The following is a 20,498-nucleotide window of genomic DNA, read 5'->3' as shown; positions in this document are numbered from 1 at the left end:
ACGACGTGGCGCTCGCTCTCGAGAAGGACCGCCTGGTGTTCGAGTTCCCCGAGGTGCACGCCGCCGCCCGCATGGCCGTCTCGTTCCACCGCACCCTGCGGGTGCCGGACGACGGCAACACCTACCCGTTGCCGCCCGGCCTGGGACGGTTCCCGCTGCGGGCTGTCGCCGGACTCGACGACGCCCGGATACCGGACTCGTGGCGGTCCCGCGGCGGACTGGTGATGCCGATGTGGCAGTCGGAGGCGTGCTGGCTCGGGTTCGAGTCCCGGTACCCGTTCCTGGTGAAGGTCGCCGCCGGGGACGTCGACGCGCTCACCGGCGAAACCTGGTCGCCGGTGCCGGACTTCGAACGCGAGGACTACCTCGAGGTGCCGGCGCAACCGTGGCTCGACGGCTTCGTCGTGGCGCAGGGGCGGGTGCGCCAGTTCGTCGCGATGCCGCTCGGTTCCGGCTACGGCGTCGAGGAGCAGCTGCGGTCCGGGCCGGCGCAGGGCGGGATCCGCATCGCGGCGTACCCCATGCGGGCGCGACGATGGGAGGAACGTGCCGAGTTCGACGCCCGGCGTCCGATGCACTCCTTCGCGCCGGCCGCGGCCATGGGGCTCGGTGCCGGCGGGTCCGTCGAGCAGGGCGTCGCCACCCCGGTCGAACCGCACGATGCGTGGGACCTCGACCACCGCTCGGTCGTCGACGTGCACCTGGTGACCAGCGAGCAGTGGCGCACGGTCACCGGGGAGGACCCACCGACCCGGCCCCTGGCCGCCGCCGACTACACCGGGCGCGGATTCCCGTGGTTCGAGCTCTACGACGAGACCGTCGCGCGGCAGGGGGCGCAGCCGCTCGCGGACGTCGACACGGTCGCCGACGTCGGGCGGCGCCGCGGGGAGCCGTTGCCCGGCAACGAGACCGTCACGGTGCCCGAACCGATCCGGATCCGGCCGGCCCCGCGCGATCCCGGCCGCCGCGGATGATCCGGCGGTATCGTCTGTCGGCATGGGGCGGATCACCCAGCGCGTCGAACCGGAACCGCTTGCCGGCAGGCTGCTCGAGCACGGTCGGGCGGCGATCGCGTTCGACGACGCCGGTGCGGTCACCGCGCTGCCCGCGCGGGTCCGGCGACGCGACGGCGAGTTGTGGGTCGGTGTGCCGCGGGAGTCGGTGCCGCCGTCGGCCGGTCTCGACCGGGTCACCGTCCTGCTCGACGACGGCGAATTCTGGTTCGAGCTGCGGGCGGTGAACTGGCGCGGACGCCTCGCCGCGGCGGATGCCCCCGCCCCCGACGGTCGCGAGGACCTCGCCTGGTTCGTGTTCACGCCCCGGCGGGCCACCGCGTGGGACTACGCGACCCTGCACGAGGAGCGGGACGCGTGAAGGCCGACGACGCCGTCGTGCGCGACTTCCTCGACCGTGCCCTCGTCGCGCGCCTGGCAACCCGCTCCCCGAAGGGCGCGGCGGCCCTGGCCCCGCTGTGGTTCGTGCAGGTCGACGGCCGGTTGTACTTCGGCACCGGTCGCAGCACCGTGGCGGCGCGCAACGCGGCCGCGAATCCCGACGTCGTGGTGCTGCTCGACGACGGCGAGCGGGGACCCGTCCTGCGGCTGCACGGCCGGGCCACCGTGCGGCCGGGCGGGCCACCGGCGGCCGTCATGGCCCGCTTCGGCCGGAAGTACTACCTGGCCGGGTGGCGCTCGGAACTGTCCCACGCGCGGAGCTGGCTCCTGCGTACGCGGTACTACGGCCGGACCGAACCGGCCACGATCGTCGTCGAACCGGGGGAGGCCGAGCTGCTGCGGCGGCCCTGAGGGGTGCCTCTCACGACGGCGGTCCGGCGTTCACGGCTGCGACGTGCCGCAGCCACTCGGCGAGCGCCTGGAATCGCTGCCGGTCGGGATGGTGGAACACCACCGTGTCGGGATCCGCCGACGCCGGCGCGCCGTCCCGGCCGCTGCCCGTCACGATCCGGAGCATGCCGTCGGTCTGGGGCAGCGCCGGGCGGAACTGCACGTCCACCACGTCCCGCAGACGGATCCGCTTGGGCGTCAACGGAACCGGACCCAACGCCCGCGCCACGGGGCCCTCCCGCAGGATCCACAGCCGGTCGCCCTGCACGACGATCTGCCCGCCCCACCCGTGGTACCGGTGCATCGGCAGCACCGGGTCGGGCGGGTCGGCGACCGGGCCGGGCGCCAGCCGCGGCACGACCACCGGCGGTCCGTCCAGGACGCGCTCGTCGATCTCGTCGGCCGGCGTCACCGACACCGTCACCTCGGCCGCCAGCCGGGATCCGCTCACCGCGGCCCGCGCGGCGGTGCGGAGTCCACGCGCGGACAGGTGCGTCACGATCGGCAGCAGACGCGCACTGGACCGCCGGCCCAGGTATCCGCACGCCCGGTCGTCCACCCGCACCTCCACCAGCGCGCCGTCCGCCTCGTGGAGGGTGACGAGCAGGGCGTACTTGCCGGGCGGGTCGGCGTAGGGGTGCAGCAGGTCGAAGTGTCGTTCCTCCCCGGTGACCTGGAGGGTCCGGCCCGGGGGCAGCAGCGTGTAGGGCACGTCCGGAGGATCGTTGCGGGGCACCAGTCGGGCCGGGGCGCCGAGGCTGACCGAGACGCGGGCGATGACGCGGCCGCTGCGGGCCGGGTCGTCGTTGTAGGCGCCCGCATCGGCGGCCCAGATGCGGCCCGGCACGGTCGGCAGATACCCGCCTGCGACGACACGGCGGAGCACCGGCCCGTAGCGCAGCGCGTCGCCGTCGCCGAGGATGCCCAGCGTCAGCCCGTCCGCGCGCACGCTGACGCCGTGTGTCTCCGGCAGCAGGGACACCTCCCTCCGGATCTCGGCGCCGGCCGGCTCGAACGCCGCGCCGAGGGTCCGCACGATGTGGTCGGTCCACGCGAACTCGCCCTCGATCTCGGTGTCGAACCGGTCCGGTCGGCACCCCCACAGTCGGTACGGAACCAGCTTGTCGCTCAAACGAACTCCACACCCTGCGCCAGCGGCAGATCGTCGGAGTAGTTGATCGTGTTGGTGGCGCGGCGCATGTACGCCTTCCACGAGTCCGAACCCGACTCGCGGCCGCCGCCGGTCTCCTTCTCGCCGCCGAACGCGCCCCCGATCTCCGCGCCGGAGGTGCCGATGTTGACATTGGCGATGCCGCAGTCCGAGGCGGCGAGGAAGCGCTCGGCCTCGCGCTGGTCGGTGGTGAAGATCGACGACGAAAGTCCTTGGGGTACCCCGTTGTGCAGGGCGATCGCCTCGTCGAAGCCGTCGTAGGTCAGCACGTAGAGGATCGGGGCGAACGTCTCCTCCCGCACCACGTCCGTCTGCGCCGGCATCCGCACGACCGCGGGCCGGACGTACACCCCGTCACCGGGGACCTCGACCGCGTCGCCGCCGGTGACGAGAATGCCGCCGTCGAGTTCGGCGCGCTCGAGCGCGGTCCGCATCGCGGCGTGGGCACGGCCGTCGATCAGCGGTCCGACGAGCACCCCGTCGTCGAACGGATCGCCCACCCGCAGCCCCGAGTAGGCCTTGGCGATCCGCTCGGTCAGCTCGTCGACGACGGAGCGGTGGGCGATCAGCCGTCGCAGGGTGGTGCAGCGCTGCCCGGCGGTGCCGGCCGCGGCGAACACCACGGCCCGCACGGCGAGGTCGAGGTCGGCGGAGGGGCCGACGATCGCGCCGTTGTTGCCGCCGAGTTCGAGCAGGCAGCGCCCGAACCGCGCCGCCACCCGGGGCGCGACGATGCGGCCCATCCGGATCGAGCCCGTCGCGCTGACCAGCGCGACGCGCGGATCGTCGACCAGCGCCTCGCCGACGGCAGCGTCGCCGACCAGGACGTGGTGCAGGCCGGCGGGGGCGCCCACGTCGCCCGCGGCCCGCTCGAGCAGCGCGTGGCAGGCCAGCGCCGTGAGCGGGGTCTTCTCGGAGGGCTTCCACACCACCGGATCGCCGCACACGAGCGCGATCGCGGTGTTCCAGGACCACACGGCGACGGGGAAGTTGAACGCAGAGATCACCGCGACCACCCCCAGCGGATGCCACGTCTCCATCAGCCGGTGGCCGGGTCGCTCGGAGGGCATCGTGCGGCCGTAGAGCTGGCGCGAGAGGCCGACCGCGAACTCGCAGATGTCGATCATCTCCTGCACCTCGCCGAGCGCTTCGGAGGGGATCTTCCCGGCCTCGAGCGTGACGAGCTCGGCGAGATCGGACTTGTGCTCGCCGAGCAGGTCCCCGAGCCTGCGGACCAGCTGTCCCCGCATCGGCGCCGGGACCTGCCGCCAGTGCCCGAAGGCCGCGCTCGCCGCGGCGACCGCGGCGTCGACGTCCGCGGCGCGGGCGGGGTGCAACCGCGCGAGCTCCGAGCCGTCGATCGGGCTGGTGACCGTGTGGGCGCCGTCGAGGGCGGGGGCGCTCGCCCCGCAGCGACGCAGCGCGGCCGCGGCGCGATCGTGCAGATTGCCAGTCGGATTCATCGTCGATGTCCTTTCCGGTTCGATTAGCCTGCGCTGATGGCGGAAAACTCGAAGGAGTCCCTGGACGAGATCGACCGGCTGCTCATGCGCGAACTGGTGGTGGACGGCCGGGCGACGCTGGCCACTCTCGCCGAGAAGGCCGGATTGTCGATCTCCGCGGTGCAGTCCCGGGTTCGCCGCCTCGAAGCCCGGCAGGTGATCCGCGGATACGCGGCGAAGGTCGATCCCGAAGCGCTCGGGTTGATGCTGTCGGCGTTCGTCGCGATCACCCCTCTCGACCCGTCCCAACCCGATGACGCGCCGGCGCGGTTGCGGCACATCGACGCCATCGAATCCTGCCACTCCGTGGCGGGGGACGAGAGCTACATCCTGCTCGTGCGCGTCGCCTCGCCTCGGGCGCTCGAACAACTGCTCCAGGAGATCCGCGCGACGGCGAATGTGGCCACCCGCAGCACCGTCATCCTCCAAACATTTTACGAACGATAGCCGAATGAAGGGGTGATCTTCCTTTATCGCGCCGATCTTGGCGGAACTTTGACGTACTCTCTGGGCATGAGCACTGCATTCCGACACCCGGACGGTGCCCGCGAGCTGCCCCCGAGCCGGGTACACGCCGTTCTGCGCGAACATCTGCTGGTGGACGGGTTCGACCTCGTCCTCGACCTCGACCGATCGCGGGGCGTGCGGCTCGTCGATCAACGGGACGGCACGACCTACCTCGACATGTTCGGGTTCTTCGCATCCTCCGCGCTCGGGATGAACCCGCCCGACATCGTCGACGACCCGGCGTTCGCCGCCGAACTCGCCACGGCCGCCGCGAACAAGCCCAGCAACTCCGACATCTACACGGTGGCGATGGCCCGGTTCGTCGACACCTTCGCGCGGGTGCTCGGCGACCCGGCCCTGCCGCACCTGTTCTTCGTCGACGGCGGCGGGCTCGCGGTGGAGAACGCACTCAAGGCGGCCTTCGACTGGAAGAGCCGGCTCAACGAGGCGCGCGGACTCGGCTCCGACCTCGGGGGCAGCGTTCTCCACCTGACCGAGGCGTTCCACGGTCGCACCGGCTACACGATGTCCCTCACCAACACGGATCCGATCAAGACGGCCCGGTACCCCAAGTTCCGCTGGCCGCGCATCGACGCGCCCTACCTCGCCGACGACCGCGACGTCGAGGCCGCGGAGGCGCATGCGCTGCAGCAGGCGCGCCGGGCGTTCGCCGAGAATCCGCACGACATCGCGTGTTTCATCGCCGAACCCATCCAGGGCGAGGGCGGCGACCATCACTTCCGGCCGCAGTTCTTCCAGGCCATGGCAGAACTGTGCCGCCGTCACGATGCGCTGCTGATCTTCGACGAGGTGCAGACCGGCGTCGGGCTGACGGGAACCACCTGGGCGTACCAGCAGTTCGGCGTCGCACCCGACATCGTCGCCTTCGGTAAGAAGACCCAGGTCTGCGGCATCATGGCCGGCGGCCGGATCGACGAGATCCCCGACAACGTCTTCATGGTCTCGTCGCGGCTCAACTCCACCTGGGGTGGCAGCCTGACCGACATGGTCCGCGCCCGGCGCATTCTGGAGGTGATCGAGCGGGACCGGCTCGTCGACCGGGCGCGCATGACCGGGGCGCATCTGCTGTCCGGGCTGAACCAGCTCGCCGGCCGCCACCGGCTGGTCGGCGAGCCGCGCGGACGCGGCCTGATGTGCGCGTTCACCCTGCCCACGCCCACCGTCCGCGACGCCGTGCTCACCCGCCTGCGGGTCGACGAGCACGTGCTGATGATCGGAACCGGGCAGCGCGGCATCCGGTTCCGGCCGCCGCTGACGGTCACCACCGCCGAGTTGGACGAGGCGCTCGACGCGCTGGACCGCGTGCTGGGAGAGGTGGCACGGCACTGATCCGCCGGGCCGGGAACCGTCCGGCAGAGTCGGACCCGGTCAGGACTCGACGTCGAGGTGGAACGGGAGCGTGACGTCGACGGTCGTGCCGCGGCCCTCGGGACTGTCGAGCACGAGGTCGCCGCCGAGAGCCTCGGTCCGATCCCGCAGCCCGTCCAGCCCCCCGCCGGGCGTCGGCCGCGCGCCACCGCATCCGTCGTCACGGATCGTCATGCGCAGCGCATCACCCGCCCGGTGCAGGCAGATGCGGACGGCGGTGGCCCCGGAGTGCTTTCCGGCATTGGTGACGGCCTCCGCCCCGATGAGGTACGCGGCGAGCTCGACGGGAGGCGAGGGCCGGCCGGGGAGGCCGTCGTCGATGCCGACGGGCACGGGTGCCCGCTCGGCCAGCGAACGCAGCGCAGCCGCGAGCCCGCGCTCGGTGAGCACCGCCGGGTAGACACCCCGGGCGAGCTCCCGCAGTTCCGTCAGGGCGGTGTCGAGTTCGGCGGCACCGTCCGCGAGCAGCCGGCGCAGATCGGCCTCCTCCCCGGCGCGCTGGGCGCGGCGCAACAACAGCGACGCGGCGACGAGCCGTTGCTGCGCACCGTCGTGCAGGTCGCGCTCGAGGCGTCGCCGCTGGATGTCGCCGGCCGCGACGATCCGTTCGCGGGAGCGCCGCACCTCGTCGAGCCGGAGCTGCAGGTCCGCCTGCAACCGTTCGTGCTCGAGAGCCAGCGCGGTGGCGCTGTGGACCGCGGCGAGCAGCTCGGGTTGGGTCTCGAGGGACGGGTCGTACACCAAGGCCCCCACGGGAGTGCCGCCGCGTTCGAGGATGGTCGCCGCGCGAGAATCGGAACGGCGGGGAAGAGCGTGGACCGACCCGTCCGGATCGACGTAGGCCGCGCGCTCCGGCGCATAGGTCCACAGCACCAGGCTCGGGTCGTGCACGGCCCGCCGCAGCGCGTCGACGAATCCGACACCGATGGGGGCGGAACCGATCTCCACCATCGCGTCGCTGACCGCAGCACGCGCCAGCCGGTACCGGACGAGACCGACCGCCACCGCCAGCGGAAACAGCGCCGTGGTCGGGTAGCGCAGGTTGAGCACCCACGGCGGGGGCGACCAGGGAAGGCTCACCGCACTCGACAGCACCACGATCGTGATCACCGCCGAGAGGCCGTACGCGACGCCGAGCGGCGCGAAGCCGGCCCGGTACGCCGGTGAGCCCGAACGCCAGCGAACGATCACCACCAGCACGAGCGTGCCCACGATCAGGAACGCGCAGAACCCGACGACGAGCTGCACCGCCTGTGCCAGGGACGGATTATCCCGGAGCAGAAGAAGATTCGTCGACGTCGACGGTGATGCCGCGGGTGCGGTCCGCGGATCGAAGAACAGCCACTCGGCCACGATGCCGATCGTGGCGAGAAGCCACGCGGCGCCCACGAACAGACGCTGCCACCGTCGGTGCAGCCGGCCGGTCGGGAACCCGATCAGGGCCTGCAGCAGGACGGGCAGATACAGGTTCGTCGCCGCCACGCCGACGGTGAAGGCCACGGGCTCGCCGGAACGTCGCAGGCCGCCGAGGAACCACAACAGGCCGGCCATGAGGATGAGGGGCCCGCTCAGGTCGTGCGGGCGGTTGTTCCATGCGATCGCTCCGGAGACGACGAATGCGACTCCGGTGCCGAGGAACAGCGCGAGTTCGGTGGGCCCGAACACCGGCAGGAACGGCCCCTCGGCGGCGGCGAAGGATTCCCGCGGCCCGAGGAGCAGCGTGCGGGCCGGATCCCGCAGCGCCGCCGGCGACCAGTCCACCGCCGCGGCGATCGTCGCGACCAGCACCGCGGTGACCACGACGAGCAGCTGGATGACTCGGTGCCGCACGGCCGGCCTCCTCCCGGACCGTCTCGGTCTCCTCCCGGACCGTCTCAGTCTCCTCCCGCGCCGTCGCCGGCACCACCGTGCTGGCACGGACCGCGTGCGGGTGTCACCACGGTCCCGCATTCCGGTGTCACCACGGATGCAGCGACGGGGGCCGAACCGCACAGTTGTGGTGGGTCCGGAACCCGCCGGGCCGCACGGAAGCGGTAGCGGTAGCGAGAGCGCCGCAAGAACCGAAGGAGAAGGTCATGCGGTTCACCATCATCGTGAATGCCCTCACGAACCTGCTGCCGCTCGTGTTGCCCGACGACGCGAGCATCAAGGACGTGATCCGCGCCCTCACGCGGTAGTGGGTGGGTCCTGTGACACTCGGCTGCCGGCGAATCCGGCACTCGCGTCGATCGCCCGGATCTCCGCGTGCGCCCGGCGCCGCTCCGGCGGATCGGACCGGGTGCACCGATCCGGACGGGTGAACCGACCCGGTTAGGGTGGGCGCATGTCGGACTCCGCCGGTCGTCCCGGTACCCCCACCTCCCGAGGGCCGATGCCCGGTCCCGAAGCGACCTCGATACCGAACCTGCGCGATGTCGGTGGATACGCCACGCGCGACGGTGCGTCGGTGCGCCGGGGCATCGTCTTCCGGTCCACCGACCTGAGCCGGGTGACCGACGCCGATGCGCGGGTGCTGTCCGGGCTCGGCCTGGCGACTGTCGTGGACCTGCGGACCGAACCGGAGCGGCAGGCGGCGCCGGACCGGCTCCCGGAGGGTGTGCGTACCCTCGCCCTCGACGTGCTCGCCGACCGCGAGCACGGTTCGATCGCCGCGCACATGAAGGAGCTTCTGACCGACGCCGCGTTCGCCCGCGAGGTCCTCGGGGACGGGCGCGGCGCCGAATACCTGCGGGGCAGTTACCGTGACTTCGTCCTGCTGCCGAGCGCCCGCGCCGCATACCGGACGTTGTTGCAGACCCTGCTGACCGGCGACGCCGACCCGGTGCTCGTGCACTGCACCACCGGCAAGGACCGCACGGGGTGGGCGTCGGCCGTCCTGCTGCTCGCGCTGGGCGTGGACGAGGACACCGTCTTCGAGGACTACCTGCTCACCAACGAGCGGCTGCTGCCGGTGTTCGCCCCGGTCCTCGAAGCGCTCACGGCGAAGGGGGTGCCCCGCGGGGACCTCGAATCCGTCCTCGGTGTCCGCGCCGAGTACCTCGCGACGGCGCTCGCGGCGGCGGAGGAGGCGTTCGGGTCGTTCGACCGCTACCTGAGCGACGCCCTGGGGCTCACGGACTCCGGTCGGGCGCTGCTACGGCAACGACTCCTGGAATGAGGGCCGGGGGAGCGGACGGCGCAGGCGCCGGGCCCTACGGTTCCGAGCGACTCCGTCGGCGTACGGCCTCGAACACCGTGACACCGATCGCCACGCCGAGCAGATCCGCGCACCAGTCCCACACCGACCCCGACCGCCGGACCGCGACGGTCGCCTGCAGGACCTCCGTGACCACCCCGTACACCGCGAGCCACGCGACGGTCGCGGCGGGCGGGATCCGGGCGAAGCGGGATGCGTACGCGAGCACCGCGAACATCAGTGCGTGCGTGATCTTGTCGGCGTGCGGGAACGCCGACGGAGTCGTATCGCCCGGCAGCATGAGCAGCACGGTGACGACCACGAGCGTGAGCGCCACCGGAACGAACCGGGCGGTCATGTAGATTCGGTGACCGCCATGTTCCAGGCGCTCTCGGCGAACCGGCGCACGGCGGCCAACGCGGCGGCCAGCGCATCCTCGCAACCGGGTTCGGCCGACCCGGTCAGCGTCCCGTCGGGCCGGAGTTCCACGGTGGCTTCGACATCGGCGGTCGTCGCCTCCCGCACCGACCAGTGGTAGCCCGTGCCGGCGGCCCACTCGTCGGGGCGTTCGGCGAGCAGGTACCAGTTGCCGGCGTTGATCTCGACGGGGTCCACTCAGCAGCCGCCCTTCGTGCCCTTGGTCGCGGAGTACAGGATGCCTGCGGCCGGGATCAGAAGGAACCACAACCAGCTGCCGGAGACGAAGAACAGCAGGAGGGCGACGAGGGGGATCAGCCCCATGGCGGCGGTGCGCCACCTCTCCCGCTGCTCGGCCTTCGCGGTGTCGTCCACCGGCGCAGGCGTGTTCGGGGTCGCCGGGGGAAGGTCGGTGAACAGGGCGTCGAGTTCGGCGCGGGTGGTGGCGGCGGCCGCCTTCGCGCTGCGCTCGTCGAACTCGACGAGGGTGAGCCTGCCCGCACCGAAGTGCTCACCGAGCAGGTTCAGTGCCTGTTCGCGTTCGACGGTGCCGATGCGGACCTCGGGGGAGTCGGCCATGGGTCCACACTAATGGGTCGTCAGCGACCGGTCCCGCCGGTCCCGGTCCGGAATGCCCGGGAGATGATCAGGATCAGCGCGACGGCGGAGATCAGCAGCGCGATGGGGTGCCGCAGCACCAGCGCCGGCGCGACGGCGAACATGCTCATCGTCAGCAGCCACACCAGGTCCGGGACGTCGCGCGTCGCGGATGGCTGTGGGTCCCGGGAGTGCGGGTCCCGGGCGGCGGGGGCGGGGAGCGGCGGAACGTCGCGGAGAAAGGCCGGCTCGGCCGTGCGCGGTCGTCCGCTGCGGGCGCGGGCGGCAAGGACGGCGACGGTGGCGGCGACCGTCGCGCCCGTCATGATCCACACGTTCGGTTCCAGGAGTTGGTAGAACGCGACCAGTCCGAGGACCACCACCGGGACCAGAAGCCACCACCCGCGCCGGTGCCCGTCGGCCCGGCCGGTCACGGTGGGCAGGTCGGTGAACAGGACCGCGAGATCGCGGCGGGTGACGGCGGCGGCGATGCGGCCGCTGCGGTCCTCGAACTCGGTGAGGGTGAGGCGACCGGCACCGAAGTGCTCGCCGAGCAGGCGCTGGGCCTGTTCGCGCTCGGCCGTGCCGATACGGACCTCCGGTGAATCGGCCATATCACCACCCTAGTCCCGGAACGAACGACGGCGCGCCCCGTGAATCCGAGGATTCGCGGGGCGCGCCGTCGCAGGCGGAACTGCTACTTGAGCTCGGCGAGCACCGTGCCCTGGGTGATGGCGGCGCCGGGCTCGACCGACAGGCCGGTGACGACGCCGGCCTTGTGCGCGTTGACCGGGTTCTCCATCTTCATGGCCTCGAGCACCACGATCAGGTCACCCTCGGCGACCTCCTGACCCTCGGAGACCGCGACCTTGACGACGGTGCCCTGCATCGGCGCGGTCACCGCGTCACCGGAGGCCTTGCCGCCGTGGGCGCCGCCCCGCTTGCGCGGCTTCGGCTTCTTGCGGAGCGCCCCACCGGCGGCACCGCCGCCGGCGCCGAGGGTGAACTGGCCGGGCAGCGACACCTCGACGCGGCGGCCGCCGACCTCGACGACGACGTTCTGCCGCGGCAGCGCCTCGTCCTCGTCCTCGGGGGCGACCCCACCGCCGGTGTACGGCTCGACGGTGTTCTCCCACTCGGTCTCGATCCACTTGGTGTAGACGTCGAACTTCTCGCCGTCCCCGACGAAGGCGGGGTGCTCGACGATGTGCCGGTGGAACGGGATCACGGTGGCCAGGCCGTCGACCTCGAACTCGGCGAGGGCGCGGCGAGCACGCTCGAGGGCCTGGGTGCGGGTCTCGCCCGTGACGATCAGCTTGGCGAGCATCGAGTCGAACTGGCCGCCGATGACGTCGCCCTGCACCACACCGGAGTCGACGCGCACGCCCGGGCCCGAGGGCTCGCGGTACACGCTGATCGGACCGGGGGCCGGCAGGAAGCCGCGGCCGGCGTCCTCACCGTTGATGCGGAACTCGAACGCATGCCCGCGCGGGGCCGGGTCCTCGGTGAGCTCGAGCTTCTCGCCGTTGGCGATGCGGAACTGCTGGCGCACCAGGTCGATGCCGGCGGTCTCCTCGGTGACCGGGTGCTCGACCTGCAGGCGGGTGTTGACCTCGAGGAAGGACACCGTGTCGCCCTGGACCAAGTACTCGACCGTGCCGGCGCCGTAGTAGCCGGCCTCGCGGCAGATGGCCTTGGCGGACTCGTGGATGCGGCGGCGCTGCTCGTCGGTCAGGAACGGCGCGGGGGCCTCCTCGACGAGCTTCTGGAAGCGGCGCTGCAGCGAGCAGTCGCGGGTGCCGGCGACGATGACGTTGCCGTGCTGGTCGGCGATGACCTGCGCCTCCACGTGGCGCGCCTTGTCGAGGTACTGCTCGACGAAGCACTCGCCCCGGCCGAAGGCGGCGATGGCCTCGCGGGTCGCGGACTCGAACAGCTCGGGGATCTCCTCGATGGTGTGCGCGACCTTCATGCCGCGGCCGCCACCACCGAAGGCCGCCTTGATCGCGACCGGCACGCCGTACTGCTTCGCGAACTCGACGACCTCGTCGGCGTTCTTGACGGGATCCTTGGTGCCGGCGGCCATGGGTGCCTTGGCGCGCTCGGCGATGTGCCGCGCGGTGACCTTGTCGCCGAGGTCGCGGATGGCCTGCGGGGAGGGGCCGATCCAGATCAGACCGGCGTCGATCACGGCCTGCGCGAAGTCGGCGTTCTCGGACAGGAAGCCGTAGCCGGGGTGGATCGCGTCGGCACCGGACTTGCGGGCGGCGTCGAGGATCTTGTCGAACACCAGGTAGGACTCGGCGGAGGTCTGGCCACCGAGCGCGAATGCCTCGTCGGCGAGCTTCACGAACTGGGCGTCGGCGTCGGGTTCTGCGTAGACGGCCACGCTCCCGTAACCGGCATCCTTGGCGGCTCGGATGACCCGCACAGCGATCTCGCCGCGGTTGGCGACGAGCACCTTCGTGATGTGCGCGCTGGCATGACTGGGCACGGAGCCTCCTGTTGATCGATCGTTAGGTTATTGCCGTCTCTGGGAGTGTAGGCGCCAATCCGATAGACGATGTAACCGGATAGCCCCTACACCCTACGGGTCGCCCGGAACCCGGCAACATTACCGGCCGGTAGCGGAAGCGCCCTCGTTCCCGAGTTCCGGCGTGTCCCACTCGCGGCCCTCGCTCGCCTCGTGCATCAATTCCCGGACCCGCTCGACGAACGACGGCACGTTGGCCGCGGCGGTCGGCGTGTCGGGAAACCGGCCCGCCAGGTTCACTCCCTTCGGGCTGCGGTTGAACCACAGGAACACGTCGTGCGTGTAGCTGCGGCTGCGCAGCGTCCGGGCGTTCCACTGCGGCCACTGCGCGGCCATGGGGACGAAGCGAACGTCCATGTACGACACCAGGAATCGCGGTCGCATGGGTACCTCGAGCAGTTCGCCGACCAGGTCGAACGGCACCCGGGCGCTCGCCCGCGTGCGGCGCAGCTCGGCGCCCGCGCGCGCCGTGAGCGTCGCGAAGTCCGTGGCCCCGGCCGCATCGATGTCGACCGGGCGCAGCCCCACGAACCAGCCGAGGGCCCCGGCCCACATCGGACCGCTGCGGGTGTGGGACGGCGCGATCGTCCGGAACCGGTCGACCCCGGCGAGCTCGACCGTGGCGCGGGCGAGGCACGCGAGCGTGCCGGCGAAGAAGCCGTGCCCGGCCTCCCGGCAGCGGGCGGCGAAGCGGTTGGCCCGGTCGTCGTCGAGCATCCGCATCGACAGACGGCGCTGCGGCACCGCACCGGCCGGCCGGGGGCCGAGGGGCAACGGGAACTCGGGCATCGCGCCGCCGCCGGCGGTCAGGGCCTCCCGCCAGATCCGCACGGCCTCGTGCTCGCCGGCCAGATCGGCGGCGTCCGCCCGCTCCGCGGCACCGAAGTCGATGTAGCTGCCCACGGGGAACAGTCCGGCCGGCCGGCCGGACCGCTCCTGCTCGTACAGGGCCGTGATCTCGTGGGCGACCAGCACGACCGAGTAGGCGTCGGCGACGGCGTGGTCGGCGGCGAAGAACACCGTGAACGACGCCGCGGACGCGTCCCCGTCCTCGGGCTCGAGGGTGGCGAAGACGTACGCCGGCCACGTGTACGGCTCGGTGCAGTCGGCCAGCAGTTGCTCGAGGTGCTCGCGGATGTCGTCCGGGGCGGACGGCAGGTGCCGGACGAATCGGACCGACACCGCGCCCGGCGGCGCGGTCCGCCGGGTCACGCCGCCGGAGCCGACGGCGCCGTCACCGCTCAGGACGACCTGGCTGCGCAGCGGTTCGTGCCGGTCGATCCACCGCTCCAGGGCGCGCCGGAACGGCTCCTCCTCGAGGCGTCCCGCGACCTCGAAGGCGGTGCCCAGCCACGCGTCCGGGACGTCGCCGTACCGGCTGCCCGCGGTGCGCCGCAGATGTGCCTCGTGCACGTACGACACCGGTCGCGGATCGGTGCTCCAGGCATCCGCTGCGACGCACGGCAGCCATTCGGTCAGTACACCCGCCGGGATGGGGTAGTCCTCGAGTTCGGTGAACTCCATGGCATCTCAGGAACGCAGATGCCGCTTGATGCGCGCCAGCATCGCGCTCATTCCCCGCAGGCGCAGCGGGCTGACCGCGTCGGCCAGCCCGAGGGCCGAGTAGAAGTCGTCGGGCACCTCGAGGATCTGCTCGGCGCTGAGACCGTCGAGCCCCTGATGCAGGATCGATGCGAATCCGCGGGTGGTCGGGGCCTCGGGGGGCGCGCTGAAGTGCAGCCGCACGTGCTCCCGGTCGGCCGTATCGACCGACAGGAACAGCGGCGACTGACATTCGGGGACCGGCTCCATCGCCGCTTCCTCGAGCTCGGCCGGGATCGGCGGGAGTTCCCGGCTGAACTCGAGCAGCAGCTGCAGCTTGTCCTGGCCCTCGACGGCAGCGAAATCGTCGACGATCTCGGCGAGGGGAGCGGGCAGGGTCACCGGGCCGGCACCTCTCCGGGCTCCTCGCCCTTGACGATCGGCACCCGCACCGCGTTGCCCCACTCGGTCCACGACCCGTCGTAGTTGCGCACGTGCTGGTAGCCGAGCAGGTAGGTCAGCACGAACCAGGTGTGGCTGGACCGTTCCCCGATGCGGCAGTAGGCGATGACGTCGGAGTCCGGCGCGATGTCGGCGTAGATCTCCTCGAGCTCGGGGCGCGACCGGAACCGGCCGTCCGGCGCCGCCGCGCGGGCCCACGGGATGGACACGGCCGTGGGGATGTGGCCGCCGCGCAGGGCGCCCTCCTCGGGGTAGTCCGGCATGTGGGTGCGCTCGCCGGTGTACTCCTGCGGGGAACGCACGTCCACGAGCGGGCCCTTGCCGAGATGGTCCAGCACGTCGTCCTTGAACGCCCGGATCGCGGCGTCGTCCCGCTCGACCACCGGGTAGCCGGTGGTGGTGCTCACCGGGATGTCGAGGGTGGTGTCGCGGTTCTCGGCGATCCAGGCGTCGCGGCCGCCGTCGAGCAGGCGCACGTCCTCGTGGCCGAACAGGGTGAACACCCACATCGCGTACGCGGCCCACCAGTTGGACTTGTCGCCGTAGACGACGACCGTGTCGGTGCGGCGGATGCCCTTGCGGTCCATGAGGGCGGCGAACCGCGTGCCGTCGATGTAGTCGCGGGTGACCGGGTCGTTGAGGTCGAGATGCCAGTCGATCTTCACGGCGCCGGGGATGTGGCCGACGTCGTAGAGCAACACGTCCTCGTCCGATTCGACGACCTTCACCTCGGGCGCACCCAGATGGGCGGACAGCCACTCCGTCGACACCAGGCGGGTCGGATCGGCGTAGGCGGCGAAGGACGGGTTGGCGTCGGGCGCGACGGGCACAGGTGGCTCCTGAGGCAGTGGTGACAGTTCGGTGATCGGCAATCCGGTGACGACGAGGTGCGCCGTCGATTCTAGGCGGTACCGTCGGGACACGTGCTGCGCTCCCCGTCCGCCCCGACCGACCTCGCGACGCGCGCCGACATCGATCGGCTGCTGCGCCGGTTCTACGACCGGGCGCTGACGGATCCGGACCTCGAGGCGGCGTTCGCGACGCTGGCCGTCGTGGGTCTCGACGAGCACCTGCCGGTCGTCGGGGACTTCTGGGAGCAGGTCCTGTTCGGCACCGGCCGTTATCGGGGCCGGCTGGTTCCGGTGCACACGGCCCTGCACCGGCAGCACGGTCTCGGCGCGGCGCGCTTCGACCGCTGGGTGCGGTTGTGGACGGACAGCGTCGACGCGCTGTTCGCCGGCGCGAACGCGGACCGGGCCAAGGCGAAGGCGGCCGCGATCGCGGCGGCGCTCAGCGCGCAGCTGGATCGAGCATCGTCAGCATGAGCCGGGACGGCTCGACGGCCCGCACCGCGTGCGGCAGGCGGGTGGTCATGTGCACCACCCCGCCGGGCTCGAGATCCACGGTGCGCCCGTCGGCGGTGACCTGCAGGTGGCCCGTGAGGGCCTGCAGCAGCACCGGGAACGCGGCCGTGTGCTCGCGCAGTTCCTGCCCGGCGTCGAACGCGAAGATCACCACGCGGGCGCCCTCGGCCACGAGGACGCGCTGTGGGCGCGGCCGGTCGGGGTAGGGCTCGACGGCGTCGCGGACGTCGGCGAGATACGACAGGGCGGGGGTCGCGGGTTCGGGCTGCGGCGCGGCGGCGGGGCTCACGACCGCAGGCTACCGCGGCTTCGTCGCGACGATCGCCACGGCCGCGATCGACCTGCGGTACGTCGTGAACGTCGCGCGCATGCCCAGTACCCGCGTGCGGGCGTCGCCGTCGCGCAGCACGTTGCGCACGAAGCGCAGGGTGCCGACGACGCCCTCGTCGGCGACGAACCGGGCGGGCTGCAGCAGCGCCATCGGGGCGAGCCGCACGACGTCGACGCTCAGGCCCGCCTCGGTGAGCAGGGTTCGCCACTCGCCGACGGTGAGCGGCCGGGCATTGACCTTGATGGACCGGGCCAGGCCCTGCCGGATCTCCGTCTTCACCGCATCGTCGAGCTCGTCGGGGACGAGGGCGAGTTCGTGGATCGCGTACCGGCCGCCCGGGCGCAGCGTCCGCACGGCCTCGGCGACGATGCGCGCCTTGGCCGCGTCGGTCTGCATGGTGAGCATGGCCTCCCCGACGACGACGTCGGCGCCGGCGTCGGGGAGGCCGGTGGCAGCGGCGTCCGCGACGACGCAGCGGCCGCGGTCGCCGATCGCGGCGCGGGTCAGCTCGGCCGCGGCCTCGTCGTGTTCGACGCCGGTGTACGACAGCGGCGCCAGGTCCAGGATCTCCCGCGCGGTGCGGCCGAGGCCGGGCGCGAGTTCGACGACGTCGCTGCCCTCGATGTCCGCATCCACGAGCAGGCGGGTGGTCATCCCTGCGCCTCCGGGGCGCAGCACGCGCTTGCCGAGCCGGGCGAGCAGCCAGTGGCCGGGCAGGTGTGCGGAGTCGCGCTCGGACATGGGCAGGGCACGGGAATCGCTCATGCCCCGATGCTAAGGCAAGGCAAGCCTAAACTGAAGGGCTTTCGGCCGTGTTCGCGGCCCACAGCCGCGCCACCGACACCCCCACGTCGGCCAGGAGCCGACGCACCAGCGGCAGGCCGATCCCGATCACCGAGGAGGGATCGCCCTCGATGCGCTCCACGAACCAGCCGCCGAGGCTGTCGAGCGTGAACGCCCCCGCCACCTGCAGCGGCTCGCCGCTGGCCAGGTACGCCTCGAGGTCGTCCGCGGTGGGGCGGCCGAAGTGGACGGTGGTGCTGCTGTGGTCGGCGGCCTGGGCGACGACCTCGCCGTCCCGCAGGCGCAGGACGCTGTGCCCGGTGAGCAGGTCGGCGCTGCGTCCCGCCATCGCCCGCCAGCGCTCGCGCGCCACCTCGACCGTCCCCGGTTTGCCCTGCAACTGCCCGTCGACGAGCAGCATCGAGTCGCAGCCCACGACGAGGGTGTCGTCGCCGAGGCTGTCCCGGACCAGGCCGGGCACCACGTCCGCCGCCTTCGCGCGAGCCAATTCGGTGACCACCACCGCGGGCGGTGCCCCGGGACCGAGTGCGGCGGCGAGCGCATCCTCGTCCACCGCGGACACCCGCACGATGGGCGCGACGCCGGCCGACCGCAGCACTGACAACCGGGCCGGGGACGCCGACGCGAGCACCAGCCTCGCCATGATCAGCCCAGGTTCGGGTACGAGTACGGCGAGAACGGCGCCGTCCGGCGGTGCATCCGGGTGGGGTCGCCCCACGTCTCGCGCGGGCGGTCGTCCGCTGCCGGGGCGGCGGACCCGGAGGCCGCGGCGAGCACCGCCACCAGCGCGGCGATCTCGACGTCCGAGGGCCGGCCCTTGACGATCCGGATCGCCGCGGCCGCCTCGGGAGCGGCGGTCTCGGCCGCCGGCGCCGCCGCCGGGGCCTCCTCGGCCGCCGCGACCTCGGTCACCTCGGTGTCGATGATGGTCTTCTCCTCAGCTACCGCAGTCACAACACACCTCCCGGGAGGCTACCGGAGCCGGTGGGCAGGACGCGGGAGCGGGATCGCTGCGCGTTCGAAGTCATGTCGTCCCTCTCGTGGGGTCGTGGCCCGGCCGGCTCGGAAGGACCGAGCCGGCCGGGATGGTCTCGGCCGTGCGGCCGTCAGAGGGGGATGTTCCCGTGCTTCTTCGGCGGAAGCGTGACCATCTTGCGCTCGAGCAGCCGCAGGGCCGCCACGATCTGCCCGCGGGTGTGCGACGGCGGGATGACCGCGTCGACGTAGCCCCGCTCGGCGGCGACGTACGGGTTCACCAGGGTGTCCTCGTACTCGTTCTGCAGCTCGAGGCGCAGCGCGTCGACGTCCTCGCCGTTCTTGGCCGCCTCGAGCAGGCGCTTGCGGTAGACGAAGCCGACGGCACCGGAGGCGCCCATGACGGCGATCTGCGCGGTCGGCCAGGCCAGGTTGACGTCCGCGCCCATGTGCTTCGAGCCCATCACGTCGTACGCGCCGCCGTAGGCCTTGCGGGTGATGACGGTGATCTTGCCGACAGTGGCCTCGCCGTACGCGTACAGCAGCTTGGCGCCGCGGCGGATGATGCCGTTGTACTCCTGCTCGGTGCCCGGCAGGAAGCCCGGCACGTCGACGAGCGTGACGATCGGGACGTTGAACGCGTCACAGGTGCGCACGAAGCGCGCGGCCTTCTCCGACGCGTCGATGTCCAGGCAGCCGGCGAACTGGGTCGGCTGGTTGGCGACGATGCCGACGGACCGGCCGTCGACGCGGCCGAAGCCGACGATGATGTTCTGGGCGCGCTCGGCCTGGACCTCGAGGAACTCGTCGTCGTCGAGGAGGCGACGGATCACCTCGTGCATGTCGTACGGCTGGTTCGCCGAGTCGGGAATCAGCGTGTCGAGCTCGATGTCCTCCTCGGTCAGCGACTCCTCGATCGACCCGAGGATCGGGTCGGTCGGCTCGGTGCGCGGCGCGGCGGCCTGGTTGTTGCTCGGCAGGTAGGACAGCAGGTCCTTGACGTAGTCCAGGGCGTCCTGCTCGCCGTCGGCGACGTAGTGCGCGACACCGGACTTGACCATGTGGGTGTGCGCGCCGCCGAGATCCTCCATGGTGACGTCCTCACCGGTGACGGTCTTGATGACGTCGGGACCGGTGACGAACATCTGGCTGGTCTGGTCGACCATCACCACGAAGTCGGTCAGGGCGGGGGAGTAGACGTGTCCACCGGCGGCCGGGCCCATGATCAGCGAGATCTGCGGGATCACCCCGGAGGCCTGCACGTTGCGGTGGAAGATCTCGCCGTAGAGGCCGAGCGAGACGACACCCTCCTGGATGCGCGCGCCCGCCCCCTCGTTGATGCCGATCAGCGGGCGGCCGGTCTTGAGCGCCAGGTCCATGACCTTGACGATCTTCTCGCCGTAGACCTCGCCGAGGCTGCCGCCGAAGACGGTCGCGTCCTGCGAGAACACGCACACGTCGCGGCCGTCGATGGTGCCGTAGCCGGTCACGACGCCATCGCCGACCGGGCGGTTCTCGGCCAGGCCGAAGTTGGTGCTGCGGTGCCGGGCGAGCTGGTCGAGCTCGACGAACGAGCCCTCGTCGAGCAGCGCTTCGATGCGCTCGCGGGCGGTCAACTTGCCCTTCGCGTGCACCTTCTCGACGGCGGCCTCACCGCTCGGGGCCTGAGCCTGAGCCTGGCGATTGCGCAGGTCCGCCAGCTTGCCGGCAGTCGTGTGGATATCGGGCGTACTCGCCGCCTCGGGCGCGGACGGCTCCTGGACAGTGGTCATGGCCCATGAGCTTAGCGAGCGTCAGTCAGCGATCGCGCACCGAGGCCCCGCTTGTGTTGAATCATTGAACTGAAGCTACCGGCGAGTACGTTTCGCTGCCCATCCTAGGCTGT

The 20,498-nt window shown here is 71.9% G+C and carries 22 protein-coding genes and 1 pseudogene; 7 read left to right on the top strand and 16 right to left on the bottom strand.

Annotated features, from left to right (window positions below):
* Window positions 1-5 precede the first annotated feature (5 nt).
* Genes HFP48_RS17985 through HFP48_RS17975 form a run of 3 tightly spaced genes read left to right on the top strand, consistent with a single transcriptional unit; the run spans window position 6 to window position 1,805 of the window.
* Complete coding sequence (locus tag HFP48_RS17985) at window positions 6-974, top strand: hypothetical protein (protein ID WP_168579824.1); 969 nt, start codon at window positions 6-8, stop codon at window positions 972-974.
* A 22-nt stretch (window positions 975-996) separates the two neighbouring features.
* Window positions 997-1,374 carry a hypothetical protein gene (locus tag HFP48_RS17980; protein WP_102799823.1) on the top strand — a complete coding sequence of 126 codons (378 nt, stop codon included), beginning with the start codon at window positions 997-999 and terminating at the stop codon, window positions 1,372-1,374.
* Window positions 1,371-1,805: a pyridoxamine 5'-phosphate oxidase family protein gene (locus HFP48_RS17975; RefSeq protein WP_029544672.1), complete on the top strand. Its 435-nt coding sequence runs from the start codon at window positions 1,371-1,373 to the stop codon at window positions 1,803-1,805. Before HFP48_RS17980 ends, HFP48_RS17975 begins: the two co-directional genes overlap by 4 nt.
* 10 nt (window positions 1,806-1,815) lie before the next feature.
* On the opposite strand, the gene HFP48_RS17970 is transcribed toward HFP48_RS17975, so the two are convergent.
* A complete protein-coding gene (locus HFP48_RS17970) occupies window positions 1,816-2,976 on the bottom strand; it encodes a hypothetical protein (RefSeq protein WP_102799822.1) in 1,161 nt (386 codons plus the stop codon).
* Window positions 2,973-4,478, bottom strand: coding sequence for an aldehyde dehydrogenase family protein (locus HFP48_RS17965; protein WP_168579823.1), 1,506 nt, complete (start codon window positions 4,476-4,478; stop codon window positions 2,973-2,975). Before HFP48_RS17965 ends, HFP48_RS17970 begins: the two co-directional genes overlap by 4 nt.
* A gap of 36 nt (window positions 4,479-4,514) precedes the next feature.
* Between HFP48_RS17965 and HFP48_RS17960 the strand changes: the two genes are divergently transcribed.
* Window positions 4,515-4,964, top strand: coding sequence for an Lrp/AsnC family transcriptional regulator (locus tag HFP48_RS17960; RefSeq protein WP_006939604.1), 450 nt, complete (start codon window positions 4,515-4,517; stop codon window positions 4,962-4,964).
* Between the two features lie 66 nt (window positions 4,965-5,030).
* Complete coding sequence (gene lat, locus HFP48_RS17955; RefSeq protein WP_029544666.1) at window positions 5,031-6,374, top strand: L-lysine 6-transaminase; 1,344 nt, start codon at window positions 5,031-5,033, stop codon at window positions 6,372-6,374.
* Between the two features lie 39 nt (window positions 6,375-6,413).
* Here lat and HFP48_RS17950 read toward each other — a convergent pair whose 3' ends face one another.
* Window positions 6,414-8,243, bottom strand: a complete 1,830-nt coding sequence (locus HFP48_RS17950) for an ATP-binding protein (RefSeq protein WP_168579822.1) — start codon at window positions 8,241-8,243, stop codon at window positions 6,414-6,416.
* 493 nt (window positions 8,244-8,736) lie between these two features.
* On the opposite strand from HFP48_RS17950, the gene HFP48_RS17945 reads away from it, so the two are divergent.
* The gene (locus tag HFP48_RS17945) at window positions 8,737-9,570 is read left to right on the top strand and encodes a tyrosine-protein phosphatase (protein WP_029544664.1); all 834 of its coding nucleotides are present in this window, start codon (window positions 8,737-8,739) and stop codon (window positions 9,568-9,570) included.
* Window positions 9,571-9,604: 34 nt separating this feature from the next.
* Here the strand turns inward: HFP48_RS17945 and HFP48_RS17940 are convergent, their stop codons facing one another.
* The 8 genes and pseudogenes from HFP48_RS17940 to HFP48_RS17905 all read right to left on the bottom strand — a co-directional run bounded on the left by HFP48_RS17940 (window position 9,605) and on the right by HFP48_RS17905 (window position 15,969).
* A complete protein-coding gene (locus tag HFP48_RS17940; RefSeq protein ID WP_006939589.1) occupies window positions 9,605-9,946 on the bottom strand; it encodes a VanZ family protein in 342 nt (113 codons plus the stop codon).
* Window positions 9,943-10,203, bottom strand: coding sequence for a hypothetical protein (locus tag HFP48_RS17935; protein ID WP_006939587.1), 261 nt, complete (start codon window positions 10,201-10,203; stop codon window positions 9,943-9,945). The genes HFP48_RS17940 and HFP48_RS17935 overlap by 4 nt, the downstream gene beginning before the upstream one ends.
* Window positions 10,204-10,584, bottom strand: coding sequence for a DUF1707 domain-containing protein (locus tag HFP48_RS17930; RefSeq protein ID WP_043801426.1), 381 nt, complete (start codon window positions 10,582-10,584; stop codon window positions 10,204-10,206).
* A 455-nt stretch (window positions 10,585-11,039) separates the two neighbouring features.
* A pseudogene (locus HFP48_RS31650) lies at window positions 11,040-11,216 on the bottom strand (DUF1707 domain-containing protein); the annotation flags it as partial.
* A gap of 83 nt (window positions 11,217-11,299) precedes the next feature.
* Window positions 11,300-13,096, bottom strand: a complete 1,797-nt coding sequence (locus tag HFP48_RS17920) for an acetyl/propionyl/methylcrotonyl-CoA carboxylase subunit alpha (protein ID WP_006939582.1) — start codon at window positions 13,094-13,096, stop codon at window positions 11,300-11,302.
* A 120-nt stretch (window positions 13,097-13,216) separates the two neighbouring features.
* Complete coding sequence (locus tag HFP48_RS17915) at window positions 13,217-14,659, bottom strand: condensation domain-containing protein (RefSeq protein ID WP_168579821.1); 1,443 nt, start codon at window positions 14,657-14,659, stop codon at window positions 13,217-13,219.
* Window positions 14,660-14,665: 6 nt separating this feature from the next.
* Window positions 14,666-15,079, bottom strand: a complete 414-nt coding sequence (locus HFP48_RS17910) for a SufE family protein (RefSeq protein WP_006939577.1) — start codon at window positions 15,077-15,079, stop codon at window positions 14,666-14,668.
* Window positions 15,076-15,969: a sulfurtransferase gene (locus tag HFP48_RS17905; protein ID WP_029544657.1), complete on the bottom strand. Its 894-nt coding sequence runs from the start codon at window positions 15,967-15,969 to the stop codon at window positions 15,076-15,078. The genes HFP48_RS17910 and HFP48_RS17905 overlap by 4 nt, the downstream gene beginning before the upstream one ends.
* Window positions 15,970-16,062: 93 nt before the next feature.
* Here HFP48_RS17905 and HFP48_RS17900 point away from each other — a divergent pair, with 93 nt between their 5' ends.
* Window positions 16,063-16,464: a group III truncated hemoglobin gene (locus tag HFP48_RS17900; protein WP_029544655.1), complete on the top strand. Its 402-nt coding sequence runs from the start codon at window positions 16,063-16,065 to the stop codon at window positions 16,462-16,464.
* Here the strand turns inward: HFP48_RS17900 and HFP48_RS17895 are convergent.
* From HFP48_RS17895 to HFP48_RS17875, 5 genes are all read right to left on the bottom strand, one after another.
* On the bottom strand, window positions 16,430-16,792 hold the full coding sequence (locus tag HFP48_RS17895; protein ID WP_006939570.1) for a cupin domain-containing protein: 363 nt from the start codon (window positions 16,790-16,792) through the stop codon (window positions 16,430-16,432). The two genes, HFP48_RS17900 and HFP48_RS17895, sit on opposite strands and share 35 nt — an antisense overlap.
* Before the next feature lie 9 nt (window positions 16,793-16,801).
* Entirely contained in the window at window positions 16,802-17,599 is a 798-nt protein-coding gene (locus HFP48_RS17890) for a class I SAM-dependent methyltransferase (RefSeq protein WP_168579820.1), read from the bottom strand.
* A gap of 25 nt (window positions 17,600-17,624) precedes the next feature.
* Window positions 17,625-18,281 (bottom strand): Maf family protein, encoded by a 657-nt coding sequence (locus tag HFP48_RS17885; RefSeq protein WP_029544651.1) that lies wholly within the window; start codon window positions 18,279-18,281, stop codon window positions 17,625-17,627.
* A gap of 2 nt (window positions 18,282-18,283) precedes the next feature.
* Entirely contained in the window at window positions 18,284-18,592 is a 309-nt protein-coding gene (locus tag HFP48_RS17880; protein WP_006939567.1) for an acyl-CoA carboxylase subunit epsilon, read from the bottom strand.
* A 152-nt stretch (window positions 18,593-18,744) separates the two neighbouring features.
* A complete protein-coding gene (locus HFP48_RS17875; RefSeq protein ID WP_006939566.1) occupies window positions 18,745-20,385 on the bottom strand; it encodes an acyl-CoA carboxylase subunit beta in 1,641 nt (546 codons plus the stop codon).
* Window positions 20,386-20,498: the final 113 nt, after the last annotated feature.

It is taken from the genome of Rhodococcus sp. DMU1 (assembly GCF_012272955.1).
In the GTDB taxonomy this organism is placed as follows: Bacteria; Actinomycetota; Actinomycetes; order Mycobacteriales; family Mycobacteriaceae; genus Rhodococcus; species Rhodococcus aetherivorans.
This window is presented reverse-complemented; position numbering and strand designations above follow the sequence as displayed.

Excerpts from the sequence above, each read along its gene's own strand:
- lat (WP_029544666.1), top strand. The coding sequence starts at position 5,031 with ATGAGCACTGCATTCCGACACCCGGACGGTGCCCGCGAGCTGCCCCCG.
- HFP48_RS17930 (WP_043801426.1), bottom strand. The coding sequence starts at position 10,584 with ATGGCCGACTCCCCCGAGGTCCGCATCGGCACCGTCGAACGCGAACAG.
- HFP48_RS17890 (WP_168579820.1), bottom strand. The coding sequence starts at position 17,599 with ATGAGCGATTCCCGTGCCCTGCCCATGTCCGAGCGCGACTCCGCACAC.
- HFP48_RS17960 (WP_006939604.1), top strand. The coding sequence starts at position 4,515 with ATGGCGGAAAACTCGAAGGAGTCCCTGGACGAGATCGACCGGCTGCTC.
- HFP48_RS17875 (WP_006939566.1), bottom strand. The coding sequence starts at position 20,385 with ATGACCACTGTCCAGGAGCCGTCCGCGCCCGAGGCGGCGAGTACGCCC.
- HFP48_RS17915 (WP_168579821.1), bottom strand. The coding sequence starts at position 14,659 with ATGGAGTTCACCGAACTCGAGGACTACCCCATCCCGGCGGGTGTACTG.
- HFP48_RS17980 (WP_102799823.1), top strand. The coding sequence starts at position 997 with ATGGGGCGGATCACCCAGCGCGTCGAACCGGAACCGCTTGCCGGCAGG.
- HFP48_RS17945 (WP_029544664.1), top strand. The coding sequence starts at position 8,737 with ATGTCGGACTCCGCCGGTCGTCCCGGTACCCCCACCTCCCGAGGGCCG.
- HFP48_RS17940 (WP_006939589.1), bottom strand. The coding sequence starts at position 9,946 with ATGACCGCCCGGTTCGTTCCGGTGGCGCTCACGCTCGTGGTCGTCACC.
- HFP48_RS17885 (WP_029544651.1), bottom strand. The coding sequence starts at position 18,281 with ATGGCGAGGCTGGTGCTCGCGTCGGCGTCCCCGGCCCGGTTGTCAGTG.
- HFP48_RS17965 (WP_168579823.1), bottom strand. The coding sequence starts at position 4,478 with ATGAATCCGACTGGCAATCTGCACGATCGCGCCGCGGCCGCGCTGCGT.